Raw genomic sequence first — 24,193 nt, 5'->3', positions numbered from 1 at the left:
TTCGTCGGTTGTACACCAAATATTTATAGTAGTGACGGATCCAGAATTATGAGATGAAGCTTGGACGATTCATCATTGAGACGCATTGTCACGGCCAGCGACACGCCGCCCGAATTCAGAATGATGGGGATGACTCCTCATATGGGACGCTGCCAGACAAAATGAAAATGGCTGTACCGGCTGATGACGCTGATGGTGATGAGGATGTCATTGTCTACGACAATTCTGATCGCGTCTTACGCGATATGGAGACCTATGGTGTGGATATGTGTGTTCTTCTTCCCAGTTTCGGAATGACGAACGAAATTAATCAACAAATTATGGAGGAGAACCCCGGGAAATTCATTGCAGCAGCTGCCCCCGTACAAACAAAAAAGAAAGCGTTGCGCGGTGAAGAGGAGTGGTCTTGGGAGGCTGCTGCAGCAGAACTCGATGAGTGGCTCTCAAAGGATGGTTTTCGTATGTCCGGCGAGGGTATTCGTGGTGATCCAACGCGAGATGAACCAGTTGAGTGGTCGCAACGGAAGAAGGATATGCGTCACGTCTTTGATGTAGCTGCGAAGCACGAGGTACCGGTTCGATGGCATACTGGATATGTCTCCGGCTACGGCGGTGCTCACGGGTTGTTCAATCTCTTCCCAGACTGGAGCGATCCAACGCTTGCTAGTCAGATGAAAGCGGAATATCCCGAGGTGCCGATCATTTTTGACCACGGAGGGATGCAGGCTGGGTGGCAGGAGCAACACGTCGAAAAGTGCTGTCAGGTCGCTGCTTCGTTCGATGATGTCTATCTTGAAATTGGGCTCTACTGGCCTGAACTAATGAAAAAACCGCTGAACGACCCGAATATCAGCATCGAGCAAATCTTGTGGGGTACTGACTGGGGAGCGTCGATGGTCGAACACAGCCAGCCAAACGAAGATCCACCGTACTACTGGGAGCAAATCAACGACCGCGGCCTTCCTGCTCACCAATCGGATTATTGGGGACCGAGTCTAAGACAGCTCCAAAAGTTCGCGATACAGGAGGACTTGCCTCAAGAGGAACTCAATCTCATTCTGGGTGGGAATGCCGTTCGTCTCTTCGACATCGAAGTTGAAGATGATCGAATGTTCCGACAGTACGTCGATGTTTAAGCTGTGGAGATAGGATCGCATCATATGATTAACTCGATGTCAGCCGATACAGTGCCACTTACCGAGCTGTCAAGAATAGCAGCGGCGAGTGATCCGAATCGCGAAGCGTTTGCTGATGGTAAAGATGGCCGTTGTGTAACGTGGAGTGAGTTCGATACTGAAAGTAACCAAGCAGCGAACGCATTTAGCAACTATGTGGGGCAAGGCGACCGAATCGCATTCATTTGTGACGCATCAGTGAACCACGTCACACTCTGGAATGGTGGAATCAAAGCCGGCTGTGTCGTCTCAAATCTTCACGTGAAGTCTTCACCGAAGACGATGCGGAACTGTATTGATCGTCTCCATCCGAGCGTAATCGTCCTAGATGAGCAATACTCAGAATTTTTTAAAGAGGAAATCTACGATGATATCACGACAGGTGTGGATGCAGTCATAACGACGGGTGAGCCTCAAACCTCGTATGAGATCGAAATGTCCCCATTTCTTCGACAGCGGTCTGACCAGCCACCCGATGTCCAGATTGGGGAAGATGAGATCTCAAGTGTGTTATGGACCTCAGGGACAACTGGAAAGCCAAAGGGGTGGTGTCTCACACATCGGAGCGCCGTGATGCGTGGGATGAAATTGGTGAGCGCACTCAATATCAGTCGAACAACGCGACGCATACAAACACTGTCACCATCATTTGCTGCGTGGTTTACAGGGACGATGCCCGCTATGTTAACAGGATCAGCAACCTGTTTTCTGCAGGATTGGGATCCAAAGAAGTATCTCAATCTCATTGAGGAAAAAGAACAAACAATGGCAACGTTAGTACCCTCAATGTGGCGAGAAGTTCTAAACATCGCATCGTTTGACGAGTATGACTTAGGATCACTTGAACGAATTACAGCGGCTGGTGAACGCTTAGACGCAACAACGCTTGAACGCCTCGAATCTGAAGTATGTGGTCTCGTGTATAATGCGTTCGCTGCGACTGAGGTGATGGCAACATCACTCTCAAACAAAGAGATGGATGATGAACGAGTTGAGAGTGTGGGAAAACCGGCAATCTCAACAGAAGTTCGTATCATCGAGCAAGACGGCAACCCTACTGATATAATGCCACCAAATGAGACAGGAGAAATCATCGTCAAAGCTCCGGATAGCGTCGCGTGGGCTTGGGGAGATACCGAAAAGACCCAAGAAGCATTCGTAGACGGCTGGTGGTACTCAGGGGATCTCGGGTATCAAGATGAGGATGGTTACATCTACTTAGAGGGTCGTTCAGACTTTATGATTCTCTCGAAGGGTATCAAGGTCTATCCAGCCCCCATCGAGGAGGTGCTTAATTCTCATCCAAAGGTGGCTCAATCTGCAGTCGTCGGTGTAGAAGACGACGAATATGGGGAAAAAGTGACCGCCGTAGTTCATCGTGCTGATGCTAACCTCACAGCTGGCGAGCTGGACGATTGGTGTCTAAAGAGTGACAATCTGGCCCGTTTCGAGCGCCCACGGGAGTACAACTTTGTAGACAAATCGCTTCCGCGTACCGCCACTAACAAGCTTGATAGAGCTGGGGTCAAGAACTCACTGGATTAACTCCCCTCAGATCTTAGTGACCAAGGATATAATTAAACTGATAGTAATTAGCTACAGTATGTAATATTATAAAAATAGATATTTGAGAATCTGGTGAATTAGACCGTTTTAATACATCGCAAAGATCTATTTGTAATAAATATTTTATTTTTTCATATATCGTTAAATATATAGATAGTTAGTATAATGTGGGAATATGGAAGTTACTCTACTTGGCACAGGCTCGCCCGTCCCACTACCTAATCGAGCAGGATCTAGTGTCCTCATTGAAATTGGGGGAAATAGACTGTTATTTGATTGTGGCCCTGGGTCAATGCACCGGATGGTGGAGAACGGGATTACACCGGGTTCAATTGATGCATTGTTCTTTACTCACCATCATATCGACCACAATGCAGACTTCTACTATTTTGTGATCACAAACTGGACACGTGGGGAGGACGAACTCAGTATATTTGGTCCGCAACCTACCACGGACACCCTTTTATCGAGTATGTATGAGATTTATGAAGAGGACATTGAGTACCGAACTTCGGCACGGTCAGATCCAGAGATGATTGAGAATATTCCGACACACGAAGTCAAAGATGAAGCTACCTTTTCTGCAACAGAGTGGACTGTTGAGGCCTTTGCAGTTGAACATTCAATTGAGACATACGGATTTATGATTACAGAGGAATCCACAGGGTCTACGACAGTAATTTCTGGGGATACAAAGAAAACAGATAGTGTCATACAGGCTGCAAATAATGCCGATCTATTGATTCAGGACTGCAGTATTGCTCCGCCCAGTGGCGATCCCCAGCGTCCGGAGGATGAATTTGTTTGGGATAACTATATTACTGGAATTTCAACAAACAAAAAAGATAGAATTGCAGAAGTTCATTGCACTGCAGAGCAATGTGGCGAGATTGCTACACAATCTGACGTGGATACTCTAGTATTAACCCACTTATTACCTTACCGAGATAAAAATTCGACCAAGGAAATTATACAGACGGCTTATGATGGAAATATCATCATTGGTGAAGACGGGATGGTTTTCTCGGTTTAACAATCTAGAAGTATCTCGAAAATACCTAGTAGTATCATTTACACCTCCCCCGAGATATCCCGGCAGGGATCGGGTCGCCGGGGTGGTTGGCGACGCTGATCCCCGGTGCCCATCTATGGTCCGAACCCTGAGCACGGTCGCAGCACTCGTCCTCGTGGTGTCGATGGCCGGCCCTGTGGCCGGTGAGAGGCTGCCGGCGAGCGGACGAGTGCCGCGACCGAAGACGCTGAACCGATCGGAGTCGGAACGGCGCGGAGCGCGGGCGCGGATAGACTCTACACCGTGATTATCGCTGAACTCGAGGGTGATCACCTTATTAACCAACGTAAATCGACCTCATTCGTCTGTGTTGGTTAATCAGCGAACTTGTCCCTCCACTATTCGAGAGCGTGCCCGTAGCGAACTGTCCCACACACACTTGGCACTCCCAAATTGGTTGTCCCGTCCACGCCTCATCCGGGACCGACTCGTGAGTCTTGAACCGATGGTCGGTCACCCGTCCACAGCTCTGACAGTCGAGTTCCTGAGTCGTCGGTACCGACGACACCTAGCGATTAGCCTCGGCCTCGACAGCGGATTCGCTCAGCACCATCGCTGGAACCAGCCACACGGCATCGTCGGCGTCCTCGAGGACCCCAGTGAGCCGTGATGCGCCGCGGATGCCGTTCCCCCGCTGGTCGTAGAGCCGCGTTGGGGCCTGCTCCTGACGCTCCGACGCTCCCTGCCCCTTCCGGCCAGTCCAGTCACGGGCGGCACTGAGAAGCCGCTCACTCTCCTCTGACGCACCTGTACAGCGGTAGGGAGTGAGGGCCAGCGATCGGCCAGCTGGCGTGCCGGCGCCTCGTCGAGGTCGTAGATGAGCGTGTAGTCGTCGACGGCCGGCTCCGCCTCGTTGGCAGAGAGGAGGTTCGCCGCGGCGCCGCCCTTCGCCACGGCGCCGTAGAACGTGGTCGACTCGACGACCAGGTGGACGATGCCAAGGAACGTCGTCGACGCTGACTCGTCCGTGCTAGTGGCGTCACTCCCGAGATGGTTGGTGAGACAGAACCGACATTTCGTCTGCCCGACTGGGACTGACTTCCCACCGGATCGGCACTCGCCGTCGGTGGTCGTCGGCGCATCGGGGTAGCCACCAGTGCTCGTCGCGACGCATTGCCGCCGGGGGTCACCCTCACACCCGTCGTCCAGCCTCGTGTCCGGAATGTGGGATGCCTCGCCGGTCGGCTGCAGCTCTTCGAAGTCAGAATACCGGTTGTGCATCGGTTGGCTCATAGCTTCTGTCGGTTTCGCATTTCAACGTCCGGACGCTTATGCTCGCAACGCACTCTTGATTATACAAGAGAGTACAAACATATGTGGGAGTAGGACGCCAACACTGTTGGAAGAGGTGCCACGTATGTCCGAATCCTCGCGAGATGGCGTCCAATCGTGGACCGAGTCGATGAGCGCCCGCGACCGTATTCGGGCGGTCGCCGAGATGCTTCACGAACCTCGGTCGGTCAACTGGATCAGCGAACAGGCCGACGCCGCCTAGAGTACAACCAACGAGGAACTTCAGGCTCTTGTTGACCAAGGCAAGCTGCGCCACGTCGAGGCTGGCGAGACGACGCGCTACCAGCCGGACTACACGCGACTGCTCTTCGTGGAGATCCGGACGCTCAACGAGGAGAACACGCGCGAGGAGCTGCGGAACGAATTGGCCGCGATCACCGAGGAGATCAAGGAGTGGCAGGCGGCCTACGACGTCGAGACGTGGGAGGAACTCGAACAGTCGCTCGTCGACGGCGACCTCGCAAGTGCGGAGCTCCGCGACCGCCGCGACGTGATTACGCGCTGGGAGGAGAATCTGGAAGACCGCCGGCTCATCAAGCACGCGTTGGCGCTCTACTCGGATGTCGAAGCCGCTCGCGAACAGTGGATCAACGTGGCTGACCGTGTGAGAAACTAATTCTCGTGATCTTCGAACTTGCGGGCGTCATCGAGGTCAACACAGCTACTCGCAAGACTGCTCGTCCGCCTTTTCCCGGAGTTCGACCGCGGCCTTCTCGAAGTGTTCCGCGAGGAACGGCGTTCCCGACATCGCCCGCTCGTTGAGGAATGCGACGGCGTCAGTGACGGCATCAGCGTCGCGATCTGCGGCCGCGACATAGCTGACGTACCCATCGAGTGCCCGACTGAACGCACTCGAGAAGTGGTCGTACGCGCCGTCAACGCGCTCTATGTTGTCGTCGAGCGACTCGATGAGTGCCCGGTAGACAGTCGCCGCTGACGCGTACCGCCCACGCTCGCGGTACTCGTTCGCGAGATCGAACCACTGCGTGAAGTCGATCGGCTCGAAGACGACGTGGTACTCGGGGTTCGTCTCTTTGAACCGCCGGTCGATTGAGGTGCGAAGCTCGTCGGTCGACTGTCTCGTCGGCTCGCCGACTCGGGCGAGAAACCGATCGCGGAGATCGCATCGGTCGCGAGTTCTTCACGCAGGAACACGCGGAGTTCGTCGGCGTCGGCGCCATCGAGTGCAGCGTCGAGTCGTTACTTTCGTCTGGAGGTGGGTCGTCAACACACCGAAGCAATAGGGCGACGACGTGCTTGCACGTACCCGGTCCGTCGTACGGACAGTCGCACCACGGGGCAAACCCGTCAGTGGCGAGGTCAACACGGACATCGTACTGACGGCTGCCGCTCACGACGGCGGTGACGGTGCTGTCGACGCGGTGAATCTCGCGGATACGGCCCTCAGCACGGTATCGTTCGCCGCGTTCGAAGACTGCATCCGTGCAGATGTCCCGAACCGCGTCCTCGGTTATGTCCATATGCTTGGATAGTCTTCCAGCGCGAACGGGAAAACCGATACGTCGCTCTCGCTTTCGCTCCGGACTGGAACGGTCTCGCTCTGCGAGAAGCACAATACTGTTGCAGTACCGTACCAACAACACTACGGGAACACCGGAATATTGACGTGTCGCAAAGTGGATTTCCCTTCCAGACTCTCGCGGGATCCATCCTTACAGTGGGTTTGATGCACTATTCAGCCGATCCAGTTCATCATCCTCGTACGCTGCTCGCCACATCGTATGGATTGCACGAGTCACGAGTGACACTTCGATCACGTCGATACAGGGCGGTTCGGCTGCCGTCGTGGCGGCCTCAGGCGAGGGATAGAAATGAACCTCGGTGAGTGGGTGTTCGGGTGGCGATCGAAGCGCCAACTGACGTCGTCGCTATCGACGTAGTGAAACGAATACATCCCCAGTTCGCTCCACTGGATATCGAGCCGAGCGCTCTCGTCGTCGCGCTGCTGCCCGAAGACGACAGGCACTCTGTGACCTATCTTTAGATTCAATCACCACTTCAACTTCGTAGGTCTCCGTTTCAACAACATTCGTATCATAACTGCGGAAATGTTGTGTCGGGAAAATCGCTACTGACTTTCGTATGCAACTTCGGCAGAAGAAGCCATCAGTAAAATAACCGGTCTCTTCACCCATATCCTTCGTCTCGCTCATTTGCTCACTCAATCAAGGCATACCCAGTCGAAAGCACGGACAGTCCTGTATATCCGTCGTCACCACTGACTAGCTTTCCTCCAACTATAAACAAGAGCTCTTCGCGTAGGCGTACGTGAGGTGGCAAACCGAAGAACTGCATATCTCTTCTGATCTCTCCGTCTGATCGTCGTTAGGAAGCAATTTCGACATTTCTCACAGCCAGAAGGAGAGTTTATGACGAAAGTGCTCTTCCCTTTATGCGAACAAAACAGCCAAATCAGTGGAGAGGATTAGTTCAGTCGTGCTGCACGATGAACCACTGGCGGAAGTTACTGACAACCTACGACGCGGCCGTACCGAGTTGGATGCTTACGTTGAGAAATTGGATTCCAGAGCTGCGGTGATCGACCCAGAGGTCCAAGCCTTTGTCTCAGACGTAAACCAGTGGGAACGTGTTCGTGAGCGTGCATCCGAACTGGACGATCAATACCCCTCAGCAGGGGCACGGCCACCGTTATATGGTGTCCCGGTCGGAGTGAAGGATATCTTTCACGTTAATGCCTTCGAGACGCGGGCCGGATCCGACCTCCCTCCAGAGGTTCTAACAGGTTCGGAGGGGGCAGCCGTGGCTCGACTGAGAGACGCTGGGGCAATCATCCTCGGGAAGACCGAGACCACCGAGTTCGCATCTTCTGAGCCTGGACCGACACGCAACCCCCACAATACGAACCATACCCCTGGCGGATCAAGTAGCGGATCTGCAGCCGCAGTCGCCAGCGGACTCTGCCCACTCGCACTCGGTACGCAGACGATCGGATCGATCGGTCGTCCAGCCGCCTTCTGTGGAATCGTCGGCGTCAAACCGAGTTATAACCGTATTCCGACCGACGGGTTGATTCCATCTTCTCCGTCAGTCGATACTGTCGGATACTTCACACAGGACGTGGAAGGTGCACAGCTCACAGCGGCGCTTCTCTGTGAGGACTGGCGATCACTCGCACCTCAAGACGAACCGACTCTCGGTATCCCTGACGGACCTTATCTCGATCAGGCGACCGAGAGTGGCCACGCGGCATTTGAAGGCCACGTTGACAGACTGGCGGCAGCAGGGTACGATATCGAGCGGGTCACTGTCTTGAAGGACATCTCGGCGGTCAACAAACGGCACAAACAACTTGTGGCTGCCGAAATGGCAGTCGCTCACGAGGGGTTTTATCAAGAATATAGCGATCAGTACGCGGATTCGACTCACGATCTCATCGAGCGTGGACGAAATCTGACGACGGCGGAACTCGCTCGCGGCCGACACGGACGAAAACAACTCCGCTCGAAGCTCGAAACTCGGATGGATGAAGCCAACATCGATGTATGGATTGCGCCGGCAGCTCTAGGGCCTGCGCCTTCAGGCCTTGAGGACACTGGTGATCCCGTGATGAACCTACCCTGGACGTATGCGGGCCTTCCGACCGTGGGACTCCCTGCTGGGAAGACTGAGAGTGGACTTCCGCTTGGAATACAGTGTGCAACGCGATACGGTGCCGATGAAGACCTGTTAGTATGGGTAGACGGAATCACTTCTGGGTTACAATATGACAGAGAGTGAACGTCGAAGGAATTGTTCAGATTAGCTGATTGAAGTAGACGGCGAACGCTTGCAGCTAGGTTTCTGCTGTGTTCAGATCAGCGTGTCTAAAATGGTTAGCAAACGCTTCACTTCGGCGCTTCAGCTCATTAAACACACGTTCGACGGCGTCCAATTCCCGTGGGTGACGTGTTGGAATCGGAGCGAGTAGCGGTAGCAGGCCGCCTGCAGCTAGGGTGCACCATCGTCTAAGAAGATTGCGTCGTTGATAAGATGTTTCTCTCGTAGTTCCGCGAGGAACATCTCCGTCAGCGCGGAAGTCTTGGTCGGGAACAGTCGCACCTGCAGCAGGCGATTCGAGTTGGGGTCAACCCCAGCAAACAGCCAGTAGTGCTGGTCATTGACTCGGATTACGGTCTCGTTCGACCGTGACGTAATCCGGGTTATGACCCTTTGCAGGCTGTAGATTTTCCTTCCGAACTCAGTTGTGAACAGTGGGGCGACAGTGTCCGACACCCAACCCAGAGGACAAAGGCGGTATCCGACAGCGAGAGACCCGCTAAATGCAGTTGGATACCGAGCTTCAACGCCGACTCAGGTGTCGCCGCTCGCTCCACGAATACTAACTCCGGGAAGTCACTACACTCGGTGAGGCGGTTGGTTTCTTCCATAGGCACCAAGCAACTACGACCGCCTCATTTTTCCATCTTATCTGAACAGTGCCCTTGCCAAGAGCCGCAACAGTTTACAATACTCCCGGTGAGGTAAGATATGAAATGACGATACTCGCCGCTGTTGACGAAAATGAGCGATCGAAAAAAGTGATCGAAGTTGCACACGATCTTGCAACGAGGTACGACGACACGCTCGCTGTGTTGCACGTAATCCCCACTGACGAATTCAACGACCATACGAAGGCAATCCGTGAGATTCCTGAATTCCAAGACTTTTCGATGAGCGACGAAGTAGAAGGTGCTGAACGATTCGCTCGGAAGTTCGCTCTTGAAACTATCCCGGACCTCGACACGTCGATGCTTGATCCACGCGGCCGGGTTGGTGAAATCGCCGACGAGATAGTCGCTGAAGCGGGACAAGAGGATCCAAGGTTCCTCGTAATCAGTGGACGCCGTCGGTCACCGACTGGGAAGGCACTATTTGGAAATACCACCCAGCAGATCCTGCTCAACGTCGACTGTCCAGTGGTTACTCAGATGGAACAGTTCTAGCGAAATCGAGAGACACATTCCGTCCCTGCATCCCAGTAAGGATTGCAAGATCGATAACGCAACCGGTGTCTAAAGTCCATCCCGACTGTCCGCCGTCTCTGGGGCAAGCTCAGCGATCGTCCGAATATCCGCTTCACCGTATTACCCGCAGCGTTTACGCGAGCAGTTTCACACTAAGGAATGATACCGACAAGCCACTACGTGTCGCTTCCTTGCGTGATCACCGCACGGGAGAAATCTTTTTTACTTCACTTCCGGTATTTCAGATACTGACCGTGACATATGATCTAATCATCATCGGAACTGGTCCGGCGGGGCTCACTGCTGGAATGTACGCGGGCCGTAGCGGTCTCGATGTCCTGTTCTTCGAGAGGGAATCGATCGGCGGCGACCTAGTGAACCGGCACAAGATCCGCTCATACCCTGGATTCCCCGATGGTATCTCTGGCACAGAACTGCGGTCGAAGTTGGTCGCGGCCGCCGAGCAGTACGAATCAGAAGTAAACCTCGAGGCTGTCGAGTCGATCGAACCGGGATCCCCACACGAGGTGCAGGCTGCCAGCGGGACATACGAGGCATCGGCTGTGATTCTGGCGACTGGTGGAAGGGAAGCGTCCCTCGGCGTGCCTGGCGAAGAGGAGTACGAGGGTCGTGGAATATTTCACTGTGCGGCGTGCGATGGACCGCTGTACCGCGACGAGCGGATCGCCGTCGTAGGGGGGCGGAACCACGCGCTCATCGACGCGGTGTTCCTGACCAAGCACGCGAGCGAAGTGGTAATGATCGACTCAAATCCCGAACTTCCCGCCGACGGCACAATCGTTGAGGAGGTGAGTTCACATCCCGATATCGAGCTCCGAACGGGTACGACAGTCACCGAAATCCTCGGGAGCGACGGCCTCGTCGACGGCGTCGAAGTCGTCGACAATGATGGAGACACGGAAGCGATCGAACTCAGTGGCGTGAACGTGAATGTTGGCATCGTTCCGAACACTGAGTTCGTCGCCGAAACCGTCGAACGCAACGAGGACGGACAGGTCGTCGTCGACGATCGGCTGGAAACCTCGGTATCTGGAATCTTCTCCGCAGGAGATATCCGCTCGGGAAGTCCGACGGAGATCGCTGCCGCGACCGGTGACGGTGTCACGGCGCTGTCCGCGGCTAAGGAATACATCGTCGAATCAGCCGACCCCCGGTAGCGCCAAGAGCGCCGGGTGTTGGGGACGACAGACTATCATCTTTGTTGCGAATAGGCCTATTTATGACACTTCCCTAGCGAAGTTCGTAACGGACTGACCAACCAGTCAGATAATTTCTACCAGCCATCCAACAATGTCTCTCGCGACATCAAAGCTGATCTACCTAAGTGAATCAGTGGTTCGCCGGCGTGGTTAACACGGCTTCCGGCAGCTACAAGAAGATTGGAATCGGCGGCGAGATGAAGATGACGTCGTTCGAGTCACACCTCCAGACAAAGAACGTCTCTATCGAAATACCGTGGTACGGGCGTTTCACTTCGGAAAACGCACTGTTCTGGATGGGCAAGTCGCCCGAAAAAAGACCTCTTCCTTTCTCGATCGGTACTGTGCATACATTCTTACTCTGTTTCACAGCACGTTCTCATTATCGCTATTCATCGCACTCGCGTCAGTATCACCTTTGTTCACTATATAAATACACTTATCAACAATAATGAACATAGAAGGCTAAATTTTGGCCGTTAGAAGCCGAGCTATCCCATAATTGAAAGGTCGATAAATGTAATAATAAAATTGTTTTCACTGGCGATTATTGTCCAAGGGAGACGATAAAAATCCGTTGTGCCATATGAATATATATACAGGAAACACACTATCGCTTAGCTATGGCGGAGAACAGCACTTATGCATCGTTCGTCGGTCGACTCGCCGAAGCGAACGTGTTCGTGTCCGATGCCGAATCCCAGCTGAGCCTGACAGCGGAATTCGCCGAACTGAGGACGCAATATGCCGACGTAGCCGATACGTTGACTCGTTCAGAACGCCGCACCAAGTTGGAGGAGTGGAATGTCGACGGGGCCGCGTGTGCACTGGAGTCGATAGACACCCAAGTTCTGGCCAACGGGATGGCGCTCGAAGAGCAGTGCTCGCTGGAGCGGCCGAGCGACTACTTTCTCGCCGCGAGAGCGCTGGGCAAGATTCTTCAGCCAAGCACCGAATCCGGGTCGTGGCTTTCGGACAAACAGGTCGAGACCGAAATCGACAACGGCGTTCCGGAGGGTTTCATCGCCCTCTCGCCAGACGAGATTATGTCGGTGATCGAGGAAAACGACGTCGCCATAATCTACTGTTGGAGACAAGACTGTTCCCCCTGCGATGTGATGCGAGAACAGTTCGAAAAACTTGTCAGTCAAGACGCTATTCCGGTCGACGTGCCACTTGGAGCCATCTATGGGCCCGAAGCAACTGACTTGCTCTCCGAGCAGTACGATGTTTCAGTCGCCCCGACGACGTTGTTCTGCTCCAACGGCAGCGTCGAATCACGAATCGTCGGGTCGGCCAACCCAGAAGCACTTCGGGCGGAAATCGGAATCGTGGCCGAACAGTCCGACTGAGTGGAACACCCCTTTATTCGGCCTGTGAACTTTCATCATTCTTGCTTTCACCACCATATTTTATATATTTCGTTGTTCACCCAACTGTATGGACATCAAGAATCCACTGGGCGCGACTGCGTCAGGTGATCCTTCGGAACTCCACGCGTTGTCGCCGCGTATCGATGAGCTACACGGAAAACACGTCGGTCTGTACGACAACGCGAAATTAGCGGCTGAACCCGTTCTTGAGGTGCTACGGGAACGAATCGACGAGCTGTACGACGACATAACGTTCAGTTACTACTCGATGGAGCACCTCAATTATGCGAAAGATCCCGAAAAGCTCGACGAAGTCCGCGAATGGGCGCGTACAGAAGATCTCGACGCGTGCATCGCCGCGATCGGCGATTGCGGCTCCTGTACGAAATTCCTCGTTTGGGGCGTCGCGGCCATCGAAGACGCCGGCGTTCCGACAGTCGGCCTCGTCGACCCCGGATTCGAGCTTGACTATCAGTCCAACGCCGTCGAACGCCAGTGGCCGCTCCGATACAACACGAAGGCAGTTCGTTCGGAAGTCCGTGATAAGGATCGCATCGCCGAACGGCTGACACCCGAGGTGCTCGAATCGATCGAAGCGGAACTGACTCGTCCGCTCTCAGAGAAGGAACAAGGCGTGTCGCCTGAGTAACGCTCAAACCACCATATATGTCACAAAACAACGATTCTGAACAGTCGCTCGAGCAGGTAAACGATATGCTGTACAAGCAGGGGGCAACCGATGGACTGCCAGTGGTCCCACCGACGGACGACCGCGTCGACGAAATGCTTCGTGGCACGGACCTCCCTAGCGACCACGTCATCGGGCACCTCGGAAACGGCGATACTCCACTCACGGTCGAACGGCTCGCGACGAATGCCGTGATGGCTGGGTGCTACGCACCTCATTTACCGGTCTTGATTGCCGGCGCGAAGGCGCTCGCAGACCCCGAATCAAATAGCATTCAGTTTTCGGTGAGTACCGGCTCCTGGGCTTATCTGTGGGTGATCAACGGACCGATTCGATCGAAGCTCGACGTTCAATGCGGTGTGGGAGCGTTCGGTCCGGGCTTCCGTACGAACCGAGTGCTCGGCCGTGCACTCGGACTCACCTACAAGAATACGACCGGGATTCATCCCGGCGAGAAGGATATGGCAACGACGGGCAACCCGTTCAAATATAGTCTCGTCGCCGGTGAAAACGAGGAAGAAAGCCCTTGGGAGCCATTCCATATCTCTCAAGGGTTCGATGAAACTGACGACACGATTACGCTCGCGGGCCCGAATAGTTTCATCGGCTGGACTCCACACCGGAACGATGCACAGCACGTCCTTGAAGGGATGGTCTATCATATGGAGCCCGGGATGACGGGGGCGGAAATCGCCGACCGGAATCAGACGGTTGTGCACGCCCTTGCGCCCTACAACGCCGAAGAACTGAGCGATGCGGGCCTCTCGAAACAGGAGGTCAAAGAGTACCTCTGTGAGAACTCGTACCTTCCACGGAATAAGTACGCCAGGGGAAAGTGGGGCGACAATCAGATCGAACAGGTTGATGATGGCAAAGTACCCAGCCTGCAGTTGCCGCAAATAGCCGATCCGGAGAACGTGAAGGTGCTCACCATCGGTGGGGTGGGCGGGAGATTCAACGTGACCATCGGAAAAACCCTCGGTGGACCAGTGACAAAAAAAATCGAGTACCCCGAGAACTACGACGAACTCGTCGAAGAATACGCCATCGAGCGAGAGTGGGGCAAGGGGTCCGACGTGTACGACTGACGGGTTTGGGGGATCAGAACTGCTGACCGATCTAACCGAAACTGTGGCCGGATCGTACGCGGAGAATTTCTGTGGGCGCTGTTTCCGTTCCGATATCGTCACACCACTTCGGATACCGCGACCGGAGACCCATCGCTCGGGGTGCACTCGGAGAAACATATAATTGGGTGGACGCTGCAGCACTCTCTGTATGTCAACTGTTGCCGAAAAGACTCTCTCACAGAAGATCAAGGGCACCGTCACGCCGGGTGATATCGTCGAGGTGCCGATCGATTTTACGTCCGGCCACGAGTTCTCGTTGCCGCCCGCAATCGATGAATTCGAGCGGATAAACGTCGATACCGTATTCGACCCCGACAGCGTCGCGGTTATTCCCGATCATCTCACCCCGTCGCCGAACCAACGGGCGATAACGTTGTACAACCGATGTAAGGAGTTCGCAATGAAACATAATACGCTGTTTTACCCCCAAGGCACCCAGAGTCAAGAGCACGTCCACATCCCCGAGGAGGGCCTGATCACCCCCGGCGACGTGATGCTCGCCGCGGACAGCCACTCGTGTACCCATGGGGCGATCGGCGTGTTCGGGTCCGGAGTCGGAAGTACCGATATGGCGTATGCGATGGCGTTTGGCGAACTGTGGCTCCAAGTCCCGGACACTGTCAGGTTCGAGTTCGTCGGTGACCCCGAAACGTGGGTAAGTGGCAAGGACCTTATTTTGGCCGCGATCGGGAGGGTCGGGATCAGCGGGGCACTCAACAAAGCCGTAGAATACGGCGGCCCTGTCGTCGGTGATCTGCCGATGGATGAGCGGTTTACGATGGCAAATATGACGATCGAGATGGGGGGCGTCACGGGATTCGTCGATCCTGACCGGCGGACGAGAAAGTACGTCGACCGCAGGACCGACGCGGAGTATCAGCTCCACAGTCCGGATCCAGATGCCGACTACGCGTTAACGTACACGATCGATTGCGACGACCTAGAACCGCAGGTGGCGAAACCCCACCAAGTATCGAACGTCGCGTCACTCTCGGAGCTTCAAGATCCCGAGGTCCAAGTCGACCAAGCGGTGATCGGATCGTGCACGAACGGTCGCGAGGCGGACCTCCGCACCGCGGCGAAGGTCCTCTCGGGGAATACGGTCGATGCGGACGTGCGTCTGATCATCACCCCCGGATCACAGCGACTCGAACGGCTGTGCATCGAAGAGGGGCTCACGGAGACGTTCCTAGAAGCCGGTGCGACGATGGAGAATCCCGGATGCGGAGCGTGTTTCGGTATGCGGACGGGGGCCCTCGGTCCGGGTGAGGTAGCCGTATCAACGACGAACCGGAACGTCCGCGGGCGGATGGGCCATCGGTCGAGCGAGGTATACCTCGCCAGTCCAGCGGTCGCAGCCGCGAGCGCGGTCACGGGGCGGCTAACCCATCCGTCGGAGGTGGCATAAATGAGCACGGCGTTTCTCTTCGGCGACAACATCGACACGGATCTGATCGCACCGACGACGGCGGACGAGGACAAGACGCTGGTCGAGTTGTGTATGAGCGGCGTCGATCCCTCTTTTCACGAGAAGTTCGGCGAGGGCGATGTCGTCGTCGCCGGAGAGAACTTCGGCTGTGGTTCATCCCGCGAGACGGCCCCGCTCTCGCTACGCCGACTCGGAGCCGACGCGATAATCGCGTCGTCCTTCGCACGGATTTTTTATCGAAACGCGATTAACATCGGGCTGCCCGTATTCGAGATTGCGGACGCGACAGCAAAATTTTCTCAGGGCGACGACGTAGTTGTGGACCGATCGAACGGGGTGATCTCGAACGAATCGAGTGGAATAAGCTACTCTGCCCCATCCCATCCGGCGTTTCTCGAAGAGATCATCGATGCGGGGGGACTGATCGAATACGGGAACCGCAAAATCGACCGTCGAGATGGACACTCCGAGTAGTGGTCCGTAAACTCAAGTAATCGGACAGGCCCTCCCCTCTTCCTTCTACGGTCCGATACTGTGCACTGAAAGCGTCCGATTGGGATACATTCTCGACCAGTGTCGTCGGTGATCCGATCGGTGAGGGATATCGACGAAATATAATAATACAATAATTAGTATGTATTCAACGTTTCCTCTGAGGAAACGGATGATAATTCGTTAGGATATGATGCTCTCGTCAGTTCGGCACAGCCAACGTCGGCGGTAGGATTATCTCAATCGAGGACTAGGTTAATTCTCGATCGAATATGTCAAGAGAAGCGTCAGATCTGCGCCGTCGCGAGTTGACCTGAAAGATTGGGGATTGAATTTTCATCACACACGTACACGTGTTATTTTAGTGCTCCTGAGAAGGAATCTCTTGCTATTGACTGATACGATATTGTTTCCCATAGGGAAATTAATACAATAAATATTTCCTATTGTAAAATGCTTGAGCACTATCGATTCATCGCTGTATGATCCGGTACACCTCACTCTCCTTCATACGAAATCGGATGGAGCGGGATAATAACCAGAAACACGGTCTGTGACGTCGCTGCGACGCGCGAACGCCACGCTGTCGGAACAGCGGGGAAATACAGGCGCACTTTGAAGCCCTGCTCGAAGGTCGTGGGCGCGGAGTAGATATATTGTCGGTGACTTCCCAGCAAAACTGCGGGCGGCGACGGCGGAGGGTCCGTCGGCGGATTACGAGTACGTAATATTCAATTCGATGACGTTCCCAGCACGGGTCACCATATCGGGCAAGTCCTCGGAGAACTGGTTACCGCGAAGGCGACTCGTCGGCCCCGAAACACTGATCGCCCCCATCGCTCTTCCGTCGGCGTCAAGGATCGGCGCGGCCACGCAGTGGAGACCCGAGAAAGCCTCCTCTCTGTCGAAGGCGACCCCCTGCTGACGGACTTCTTCCAGTTCTGCCAAGAACTCGTCCCGCTTGGTTATTGTCGCGTCTGTTTCGGCTTGGAATTCATTTTCTGCAAGGATCTCATCGACCTGTTCCTGTGGAAGGTTCGCAAGCATTGCTTTGCCGAGTGCCGTACAGTGTATCTGCACACGCTTTCCCGAATACGTATCCAAATTCACAGCTTCACTCCCCCGTGCTCGGTAGAGATACACCACTCGGCCGTATTCGAGTACGGCCACGTTCGCGAGTTCGCCGGTCTGTTCGGCCAGTTTCTCGACTTCCGGCTTCGCGACTTTGTGTATTTTAAAACGGTCACGGGCGAGCTCTCCCAACTCGAGGAACCGCAGCCCAATGTAATATGTGTCCGCTTCCTTCACGACGTACTCCTCCTGAACGAGCGTACTCAGATGGTGGTGTACGGTGGGCTTCGTGAGATCGAGATAATCGGCTAACTGCGTCACTTTGGCCCCTCCGAGTTCTTTCAGACCGTTGATTACCCGCATCGTGGTCACGCTCGATTTGATCGTTTTCCCGCTCATAGCTACAGATATGGTATTGCATTATAAAAAATTATTTCACTAGGGGAAATACGATCGGGAGGGGCACCGTCAGAAATCGCGATCGGCCATTATCCGCCGAAACGATGACTCGAGGTCTATACCCCGGGGTTGGGCGGACTCACCACCGCGTTTGGGAGCTGCTCATCACGGAATCTTGCGACAATGTTCTCAGCCGCCATCTCGGCCATTTTATTCCGCGTCGGGACGCTTGAACTCCCAATGTGGGGGGTGACGATGAGGCGATCCGGTGCGAACTCCAGTAATCGGTGCGTCGGTGGAAGCGGTTCCGGGTCAGTGACGTCGAGACAGACGCGACTGATCTCATCTGCGGCAAGGGCCTCATACAACGCGTCTGTCTGGATGACCTCTCCGCGAGACGTGTTGACGAGGAGGGCGTCATCGTCCATCTGTTGGAACTCACGCCGACCGAGCAGACCCTCGGTTTCGTCCGTTAGCGGCACGTTCACCGAGACGAGATCGCTCCGTCGAAGCAGTTCATCCAGAGACACGTGCGTAACCTCGACGCCGAGTTCCTCCAGTTCAGCTTCGCGCTCGGGTTTTCTCGACCGCGCGGTATAGCACACGTCGATATCGAAACCTGCACCACGCTTTGCGACCGCTGTCCCGATCTTTCCCAGCCCGATGATTCCAAGCGTCGACCCATAGACATCCTGTCCGACGATCGCTTCCGGTGCCCAAGTTTTCCACTCACCGTCCGTGACGAACCGATAGCCTTCTACGATCCGGCGAGCGGTCGCTAGCACCAAGGCCCAGACAAGGTCCGCACACGTCTCCGAGAGGACGCCGGGAGTGTGACCGACCGCGATTCCGTAGTCATTCGCCGCCTCGAGGTCGATGTGGTCGAAGCCGACCGAGAGGGTACTCACCACTTCGAGGTCTGGAGATGCCGTGAGTACGTCGCGATCGATTTCGTCTGGAAGCATACACAACAGCCCATCCGCCTCGAGTTCAGTGACGTCCTCGATGATCTCAGTTTTCGACGGGGGATTCTGCGGGCCGCAGTCGTTCACATAGACATCGGCAACCGACTCCAATATCTCAATTCCAGGATCTGGAATCTTTCGTGTAATATACACTACAGCCTCATTCTTCGGCATCGTAATTCGGGTTCTCATACCACTCTTATAAATTACGGGGGACGGATCGGCGATACACCCATAACGATAAGTACCAATCATTGAATAGATCGGATATGAAGATTCGCGATATCGAGACCATCGCAGTCGGGACACCGGAGCCGCACCGTGGCGGCGACAACTTCCTGTTCGTGAAACTCACTACCGGCGACGGGCGAGTCGGCTACGGCGAGTGTCCGTGGGCCGAACACCGGCTCAGAACGCTCGAACAACTCGTCGAGGATATGGCGCCGTTCGTCCGTGGAACAGATCCGCACGATATCGAGCAACTGAGACAGGAGTTAGACCAAGACAGCCATTGGTTCAACATTCCGGGTCCGTTGCAGTCACAGGTGTACGCTGCCATCGAGATGGCTTGCTGGGACCTCCTCGGGAAGTCCGCCGGTGAACCGGTCTACAACCTCCTCGGCGGGTGCGTCAACGAATCCCTCCGCGCGTATACGTATATCCATTACGAGTGGGAGCCCTCGGAGTCACCGAGCAAAGCGGCCGACACCGTCGAATCCTACGCCGACCGGGGATTCACTGCCGTCAAGCTCGATCCGATACCTCCGTTTACCGGGAACCGCGCCGTTTCGACGACGGAACTGGACTACGCCGAGGACGTCGTGGCGTCGATCCGTTCGCGCGTCGGCAACGAGTGTGAAATCATCCTCGGCACGCATGGACAACTGACTACGGACGGTGTGATCCGATTCGCTCACCGCCTCGAACAATACGACCCGATGTGGTTGGAAGAGCCCGTCCCGCCGGAACGAATCGACGAAATGGCGGCGGTCGGTGCTGCGACCGATATTCCCATCGCAACGGGCGAACGGATCACGTCGATCCACCTGTTTTCGGAACTGCTTGAACGGGACGCCGTCGACGTCGTGCAGCCGAATATCGGATTCCTCGGGCTCCTCGGTGCGAAGAAAGTTGCCGGGATGGCCGAGACACACTACGCGCAGGTCGCTCCGTGGATTTACTGCGGGCCGATCCAATGGGCGGCCGCGCTTCACTTAGACGTCGCAACGCCGAACTTCCTCGTTCAGGAGGGGATCGAGGAGTGGAATGGGTTCCATCGCGAACTGGTTGAGGGGGCGCCGACGTTCGAGGACGGAACGTTCGATCCGCCGTCTGGTCCGGGGCTCGGAGTCGAACTCGACGAATCACTCGCCGAGGAGTACCCACCGAACAAGTAGACGACCGTCGAGGCCGTTTCTCCCGTCGTCATATCTCCTCAGTCGCCGTATCGCATCCGCGTCGGGTTATCGCCGGAACGATTAAGAGATCACTCCAGAGACGTAGCGATATGGACGTACAGATAACCGACATTGAGACGTATATCATCGAATCGCCCAGTACACCGTGGGTGTTACTGCGTGTCGAGACGGACGCCGGCGTCCACGGTATCGGCGAGGGAACCGTCCACGGCAAAGCTCGCTCGGTAGCGACAGCCGTAGAGAATATGCGGGATCACTTCATCGGGGCCGCTCCGTTCGACACGGAGCGACTGTGGCAGACGATGTATCGCGACGAGTGGTTCGCACAGAACCTGATCAACACTTCCGTGATTAGCGCGGTGGATATCGCCTGTTGGGACATCAAGGGGAAAATCCTCGACGTGCCCCTCTATGAGCTCCTCGGTGGGAAGGTACACGAGGAGCTCCGGACGTACGCGAACGGGTGGTGCGATATGCACCGTTGCAGTCCCGAGGAGTTCGCAGCTGGCGCGGCAGACGTCATTGCCGACGGCTACGACGCACTGAAGTTCGATCCCTTTGGGACTTCTTGGCAACGGATGACTCGAGCGCAAATGAATCACGCGATCGAAATCATCCGGGCAGTGCGCGAGGCGGTCGGACCCTCCATCGATCTATTTCTGGAGGGTCACGGTCGGTTTACCCCTGGAACGGCTGTCGAAATCGCGGATAAGACCGAGGATTTCGACCTGTCGTGGTTTGAGGAGCCGACGCCCCCGGATAATCTCGACACCCTTCGTCAGGTCGCAGCTACGTCTACGGTCCCCATCGCCACCGGTGAACGGGCGATGGCGAAGTTCGGCTTTCGTGATATCCTCTCACAGACGGATGTCGACGTGATCCAGCCGGATCTCGCGAATGCAGGGGGCATCACGGAGGGCAAGAAAATCGCCGCGCTCGCAGAGGCCGAACACGTCAGCATCGCTCCGCACAACCCCCAGAGTCCGCTTATGACAGCGGTGTACGCGCATATCGACTCGACCCTGCCGAACTTTATGATTCAGGAGGTGTTCGAGGACTACAGCGTCGACTGGCGGCACGACCTTTTCGACACGCCCGTCGTAATCGAGGACGGGTTCCTTCAGATTCCTAACGGTCCCGGCATCGGCGTTGATCTGAATCCCGACGTCGTCGCGGAACACGAACTCGACGACGGCGATTCAATTCGAACGATTCACCACTTTGAGGGCGGGTGGGAAGAGGAGATTCGGTGAATCAGTTTGCGGAGGTCAGTAGGCGTCCGTGAGTATTGCTTTCGCATCTTCGACGCTAAGCCGTCTCGGATTACCGACTAACAATCGTTCGAGCTGCATCGTCCCCTCCGCCAACGACGTGAGGTACTCGGACTCGACGCCGAGATCGGAGAGTCCCTCGGGAATCCCAATGTCGTCGGCAAGCGCCGTGACTTCGCGGATCGCCCCTTCGGCCGGGTCTGCCGGTAGAGACTCCTCCGTAGACGCGAGCCGCTCGTACACGTCGGCGTATCGATCGGCCGCTGCTCCGGCGTTAAACCGCATCACTTCGGGGAGAAGCGTCGCGATTGTGACCCCGTGACCGGTGCCGTACTCGCCGGCGGCTGAAAGGGCGAGCGCGTGGGTCGCGCCGAGTCCGGCGTTGGTGAATGCGACGCCCGCGAGGAAGCTTGCGAGCGACATATTCCGACGTGCGTCGAGGTCTTCGCCGACGTTGACCGCTTGGCGGAGGTTCCCCGACACAAGTTCGATCGCCTTCAGGGCGAACGCGTCCGTCACTGTCGTTCGGCCGCCGTAATCAGGTCGCATCGCGGGATCTTCGGGTCGCGCCTTCGAACCGAAGCCGCGCGTCGTGTACGCCTCGATGGCGTGACAGAGCGCGTCCATTCCGGAAGCCGCGGTCGGTCCCGATGGAAGCGTTACGGTGAGTTCAGGATCGATGACAGCCAGATCGGGGTACTGAAACTGCGAGGAGATGCCGACCTTCAGGTTCTTCGACGGGAGTGAAATCACGGACACGGGGGATGTCTCTGACCCGGTGCCTGCGGTCGTTGGGATGGCGACCATCGGAACGCCGGAGCGACGAATCGGCTCTCCGCCGCCTGTCGGTGGCGCGACGTAATCGATGAGTTCTCCCTCGTGCTCTATGACAACGCTTGTCGTCTTTGCGACATCGATGCAGCTTCCGCCCCCGACACCGATGATAAGGTCAGGATCGACCTGTGCAGCGAACTCGAGTGCATCCTCGAAGAGCCCGATATTGGGATCCGGCTCGACGTCGTCGTACACGATCACCTGTTTGGATCCGAATCGGTCGGCCAGATAGTCGACGATACCGGCTCCTACGACACCTTCGTCGGTGACGAACAGCACCGTTTCAGCGCCGATCTGCTTTGCCTCGGCACTGAGCTCGCGGCTGGCTCCACTACCGAACTTCACACGGTCCGTCATATTGAATTCCCAGACTGTCTCTTGGTCGAACATAGTAGTCTACGCCGACTGAGTAATCTGTGTATCCCCAGAAATAGCTTCCTCTTGGCGGAGGTTTCGGAAACGGGTTCGTGGACGTGCAGTCGGCTTCCCGAAAACGTGGTTGATCGGTGTCACCCTCGTCGCAATACGTTCGAACCGCCAGTCTCAGTCTTTCACCATCCCGTTCGAATCGAAGCGTGTCTGCCCCGTTCGTCGAGATCCGACGAAGTCCCAGTCGATGTCGACTCCAAGTCCGTCTCCGTCGGGGACTGCCACTCGCCCGTTGCTGTCCGGAATCTCGACGTCCTGAACGAGCGCTTGGTTGTTTTTCCAAGTGACCTTCGGATGGAGGAGGGCGTGCTCGAAGTAGTTCGTATTCCGGATGGCGCTAATGCAATGTAGGTGCGCAGGGCCGCCTGCGTGTAGTTCGACATCAGCCCCGAACGATTCTGCGACGTGGGCGAGTTTCATCACGCCAGTAATGCCACCGTCCAAGTGCCCGTCGGCCCGGATGAACTCGAACGTGTTTTCCGCGAGGAGGTCGGCAGTTCCCGTCGGTCCAGTCCGCACGTGTTCGCCGCCAACGAGCGGCGTCTGCAGTTGATCGGACAACCGTGCTGAGAGGTGGGTACTGTGGCCGGAGGCCGGCGTCGGGTCCTCGTACCAGAAGTACTCGCACTCGTCCAACACGCGTCCGACTTTGAGTGCGTCGGCGTACGTCTCATACCCATCTGCCGGGTCCAGCATCAGGTCCATCTCATCACCGACGGCCTCAGCGACGGCTCTGATCACGTCGACGTCACGGTCGGGATCGCCGAACGGATGGATTTTGAAGCTAGGATAGCCTTTGTCACGACATTCCTCGGCGAAATTCGCATACCCCTCGGGACTGTTGAGGCCATCTTCGCTCTCGTCACCCATATTCGTCGACGCGTACGCTGGGACCGAGTCTCGGAACCCCCCGAGAAGAGCAGAAACGCTCTCTCCGTAGTGTTTTCCGGCGAGGTCCCACAGTGCAATATCGATCGGTCCGACCCCAAAGTGGTCGGTGTGACGAAGCGATTGCCAGAGGTCCTGCCAGATCGCTTCTCGTTCGAGGGGGCTTCGTCCGATGAGTTGTCCAGCGCTCATCTCGATCTGCGTCACCATCGGTGGAACCATCATAAACCCGCGATAGTGCCCTTCAGTGCCGTCCGCCGTTCGGATCGTAAGCACGAAGCCACGTGGTTCCGTGACGCTCCCGGGATCGTACGTGATGTGGCCGTCTACGTTCCCGACATCGTTGAGCAGGTACGTAAACTCGTCTACTTCGACTTCTGTAATCCGCATAGATCCGACTGACGGAAGATGGGGCCATAAACCTTCGTCAATGGTTCCCACGCCCCGAACTTACCGCTCGACACGGTGGCTTCGGCAACTTCAGTGGGTGGCCTC

Annotated in this window: 17 protein-coding genes and 5 pseudogenes; 14 read left to right on the top strand and 8 right to left on the bottom strand. The window is 55.8% G+C overall.

The features are described from left to right. Positions 1 to 53 precede the first annotated feature (53 nt). From U5919_RS05930 to U5919_RS05920, 3 genes are all read left to right on the top strand, one after another. Entirely contained in the window at positions 54 to 1,136 is a 1,083-nt protein-coding gene (locus U5919_RS05930; protein WP_336022803.1) for an amidohydrolase family protein, read from the top strand. Positions 1,137 to 1,160: 24 nt separating this feature from the next. Next, complete coding sequence (locus U5919_RS05925; protein WP_336022801.1) at positions 1,161 to 2,720, top strand: class I adenylate-forming enzyme family protein; 1,560 nt, start codon at positions 1,161 to 1,163, stop codon at positions 2,718 to 2,720. A 196-nt stretch (positions 2,721 to 2,916) separates the two neighbouring features. Further along, positions 2,917 to 3,774 (top strand): MBL fold metallo-hydrolase, encoded by an 858-nt coding sequence (locus U5919_RS05920; RefSeq protein WP_336022799.1) that lies wholly within the window; start codon positions 2,917 to 2,919, stop codon positions 3,772 to 3,774. Between the two features lie 377 nt (positions 3,775 to 4,151). Here U5919_RS05920 and U5919_RS05915 read toward each other — a convergent pair. Further along, a pseudogene (locus U5919_RS05915) lies at positions 4,152 to 5,034 on the bottom strand (biosurfactant protein 1). 136 nt (positions 5,035 to 5,170) lie between these two features. Here U5919_RS05915 and U5919_RS05910 point away from each other — a divergent pair. Further along, positions 5,171 to 5,722: pseudogene (locus U5919_RS05910) on the top strand (DUF7342 family protein). Between the two features lie 45 nt (positions 5,723 to 5,767). On the opposite strand, the pseudogene U5919_RS05905 reads toward U5919_RS05910, so the two are convergent. Both U5919_RS05905 and U5919_RS05900 read right to left on the bottom strand, forming a co-directional pair. Next, positions 5,768 to 6,587: pseudogene (locus U5919_RS05905) on the bottom strand (SWIM zinc finger family protein). Between the two features lie 192 nt (positions 6,588 to 6,779). Then, positions 6,780 to 7,060, bottom strand: a pseudogene (locus U5919_RS05900) (toxin-antitoxin system TumE family protein); the annotation flags it as partial. 482 nt (positions 7,061 to 7,542) lie between these two features. On the opposite strand from U5919_RS05900, the gene U5919_RS05895 reads away from it, so the two are divergent. Next, complete coding sequence (locus U5919_RS05895) at positions 7,543 to 8,865, top strand: amidase (RefSeq protein ID WP_336022798.1); 1,323 nt, start codon at positions 7,543 to 7,545, stop codon at positions 8,863 to 8,865. Positions 8,866 to 8,920: 55 nt separating this feature from the next. On the opposite strand, the pseudogene U5919_RS05890 reads toward U5919_RS05895, so the two are convergent. Then, a pseudogene (locus U5919_RS05890) lies at positions 8,921 to 9,515 on the bottom strand (transposase domain-containing protein). 105 nt (positions 9,516 to 9,620) lie between these two features. Here U5919_RS05890 and U5919_RS05885 point away from each other — a divergent pair. From U5919_RS05885 to U5919_RS05855, 7 genes are all read left to right on the top strand, one after another. Beyond that, entirely contained in the window at positions 9,621 to 10,070 is a 450-nt protein-coding gene (locus U5919_RS05885; RefSeq protein ID WP_336022797.1) for a universal stress protein, read from the top strand. A gap of 65 nt (positions 10,071 to 10,135) precedes the next feature. Next, on the top strand, positions 10,136 to 11,269 hold the full coding sequence (locus U5919_RS05880) for an NAD(P)/FAD-dependent oxidoreductase (RefSeq protein WP_336022796.1): 1,134 nt from the start codon (positions 10,136 to 10,138) through the stop codon (positions 11,267 to 11,269). 665 nt (positions 11,270 to 11,934) lie between these two features. Then, on the top strand, positions 11,935 to 12,663 hold the full coding sequence (locus U5919_RS05875; protein WP_336022794.1) for a thioredoxin family protein: 729 nt from the start codon (positions 11,935 to 11,937) through the stop codon (positions 12,661 to 12,663). Positions 12,664 to 12,751: 88 nt separating this feature from the next. Next, positions 12,752 to 13,333: a UGSC family (seleno)protein gene (locus tag U5919_RS05870; protein ID WP_336022792.1), complete on the top strand. Its 582-nt coding sequence runs from the start codon at positions 12,752 to 12,754 to the stop codon at positions 13,331 to 13,333. Positions 13,334 to 13,350: 17 nt separating this feature from the next. Then, a complete protein-coding gene (locus U5919_RS05865) occupies positions 13,351 to 14,460 on the top strand; it encodes a hypothetical protein (RefSeq protein WP_336022790.1) in 1,110 nt (369 codons plus the stop codon). A gap of 190 nt (positions 14,461 to 14,650) precedes the next feature. Then, on the top strand, positions 14,651 to 15,910 hold the full coding sequence (locus U5919_RS05860) for an aconitase/3-isopropylmalate dehydratase large subunit family protein (RefSeq protein WP_336022788.1): 1,260 nt from the start codon (positions 14,651 to 14,653) through the stop codon (positions 15,908 to 15,910). Next, positions 15,911 to 16,405: a LeuD/DmdB family oxidoreductase small subunit gene (locus tag U5919_RS05855; RefSeq protein WP_336022786.1), complete on the top strand. Its 495-nt coding sequence runs from the start codon at positions 15,911 to 15,913 to the stop codon at positions 16,403 to 16,405. Positions 16,406 to 17,137: 732 nt separating this feature from the next. Here U5919_RS05855 and U5919_RS05850 read toward each other — a convergent pair. Both U5919_RS05850 and U5919_RS05845 read right to left on the bottom strand, forming a co-directional pair. Next, a complete protein-coding gene (locus U5919_RS05850; RefSeq protein ID WP_336022785.1) occupies positions 17,138 to 17,893 on the bottom strand; it encodes an IclR family transcriptional regulator in 756 nt (251 codons plus the stop codon). A gap of 116 nt (positions 17,894 to 18,009) precedes the next feature. Further along, positions 18,010 to 19,032 (bottom strand): 2-hydroxyacid dehydrogenase, encoded by a 1,023-nt coding sequence (locus U5919_RS05845; RefSeq protein WP_336022783.1) that lies wholly within the window; start codon positions 19,030 to 19,032, stop codon positions 18,010 to 18,012. Positions 19,033 to 19,127: 95 nt separating this feature from the next. Here U5919_RS05845 and U5919_RS05840 point away from each other — a divergent pair, with 95 nt between their 5' ends. Both U5919_RS05840 and U5919_RS05835 read left to right on the top strand, forming a co-directional pair. Continuing rightward, positions 19,128 to 20,255, top strand: coding sequence for a mandelate racemase/muconate lactonizing enzyme family protein (locus tag U5919_RS05840; RefSeq protein WP_336022781.1), 1,128 nt, complete (start codon positions 19,128 to 19,130; stop codon positions 20,253 to 20,255). A gap of 110 nt (positions 20,256 to 20,365) precedes the next feature. Then, positions 20,366 to 21,529, top strand: coding sequence for a mandelate racemase/muconate lactonizing enzyme family protein (locus U5919_RS05835; protein WP_336022780.1), 1,164 nt, complete (start codon positions 20,366 to 20,368; stop codon positions 21,527 to 21,529). A gap of 15 nt (positions 21,530 to 21,544) precedes the next feature. Here U5919_RS05835 and U5919_RS05830 read toward each other — a convergent pair whose 3' ends face one another. After that, positions 21,545 to 22,771 (bottom strand): hydroxyacid-oxoacid transhydrogenase, encoded by a 1,227-nt coding sequence (locus U5919_RS05830; RefSeq protein WP_336022778.1) that lies wholly within the window; start codon positions 22,769 to 22,771, stop codon positions 21,545 to 21,547. A gap of 153 nt (positions 22,772 to 22,924) precedes the next feature. Then, the gene (locus tag U5919_RS05825; protein ID WP_336022776.1) at positions 22,925 to 24,088 is read right to left on the bottom strand and encodes an enolase C-terminal domain-like protein; all 1,164 of its coding nucleotides are present in this window, start codon (positions 24,086 to 24,088) and stop codon (positions 22,925 to 22,927) included. Between the last annotated feature and the right edge of the window lie 105 nt (positions 24,089 to 24,193).

This window comes from Halobellus sp. LT62 (assembly GCF_037031285.1).
Taxonomy (GTDB): Archaea; Halobacteriota; Halobacteria; order Halobacteriales; family Haloferacaceae; genus Haloquadratum; species Haloquadratum salinisoli.
This window is presented reverse-complemented; position numbering and strand designations above follow the sequence as displayed.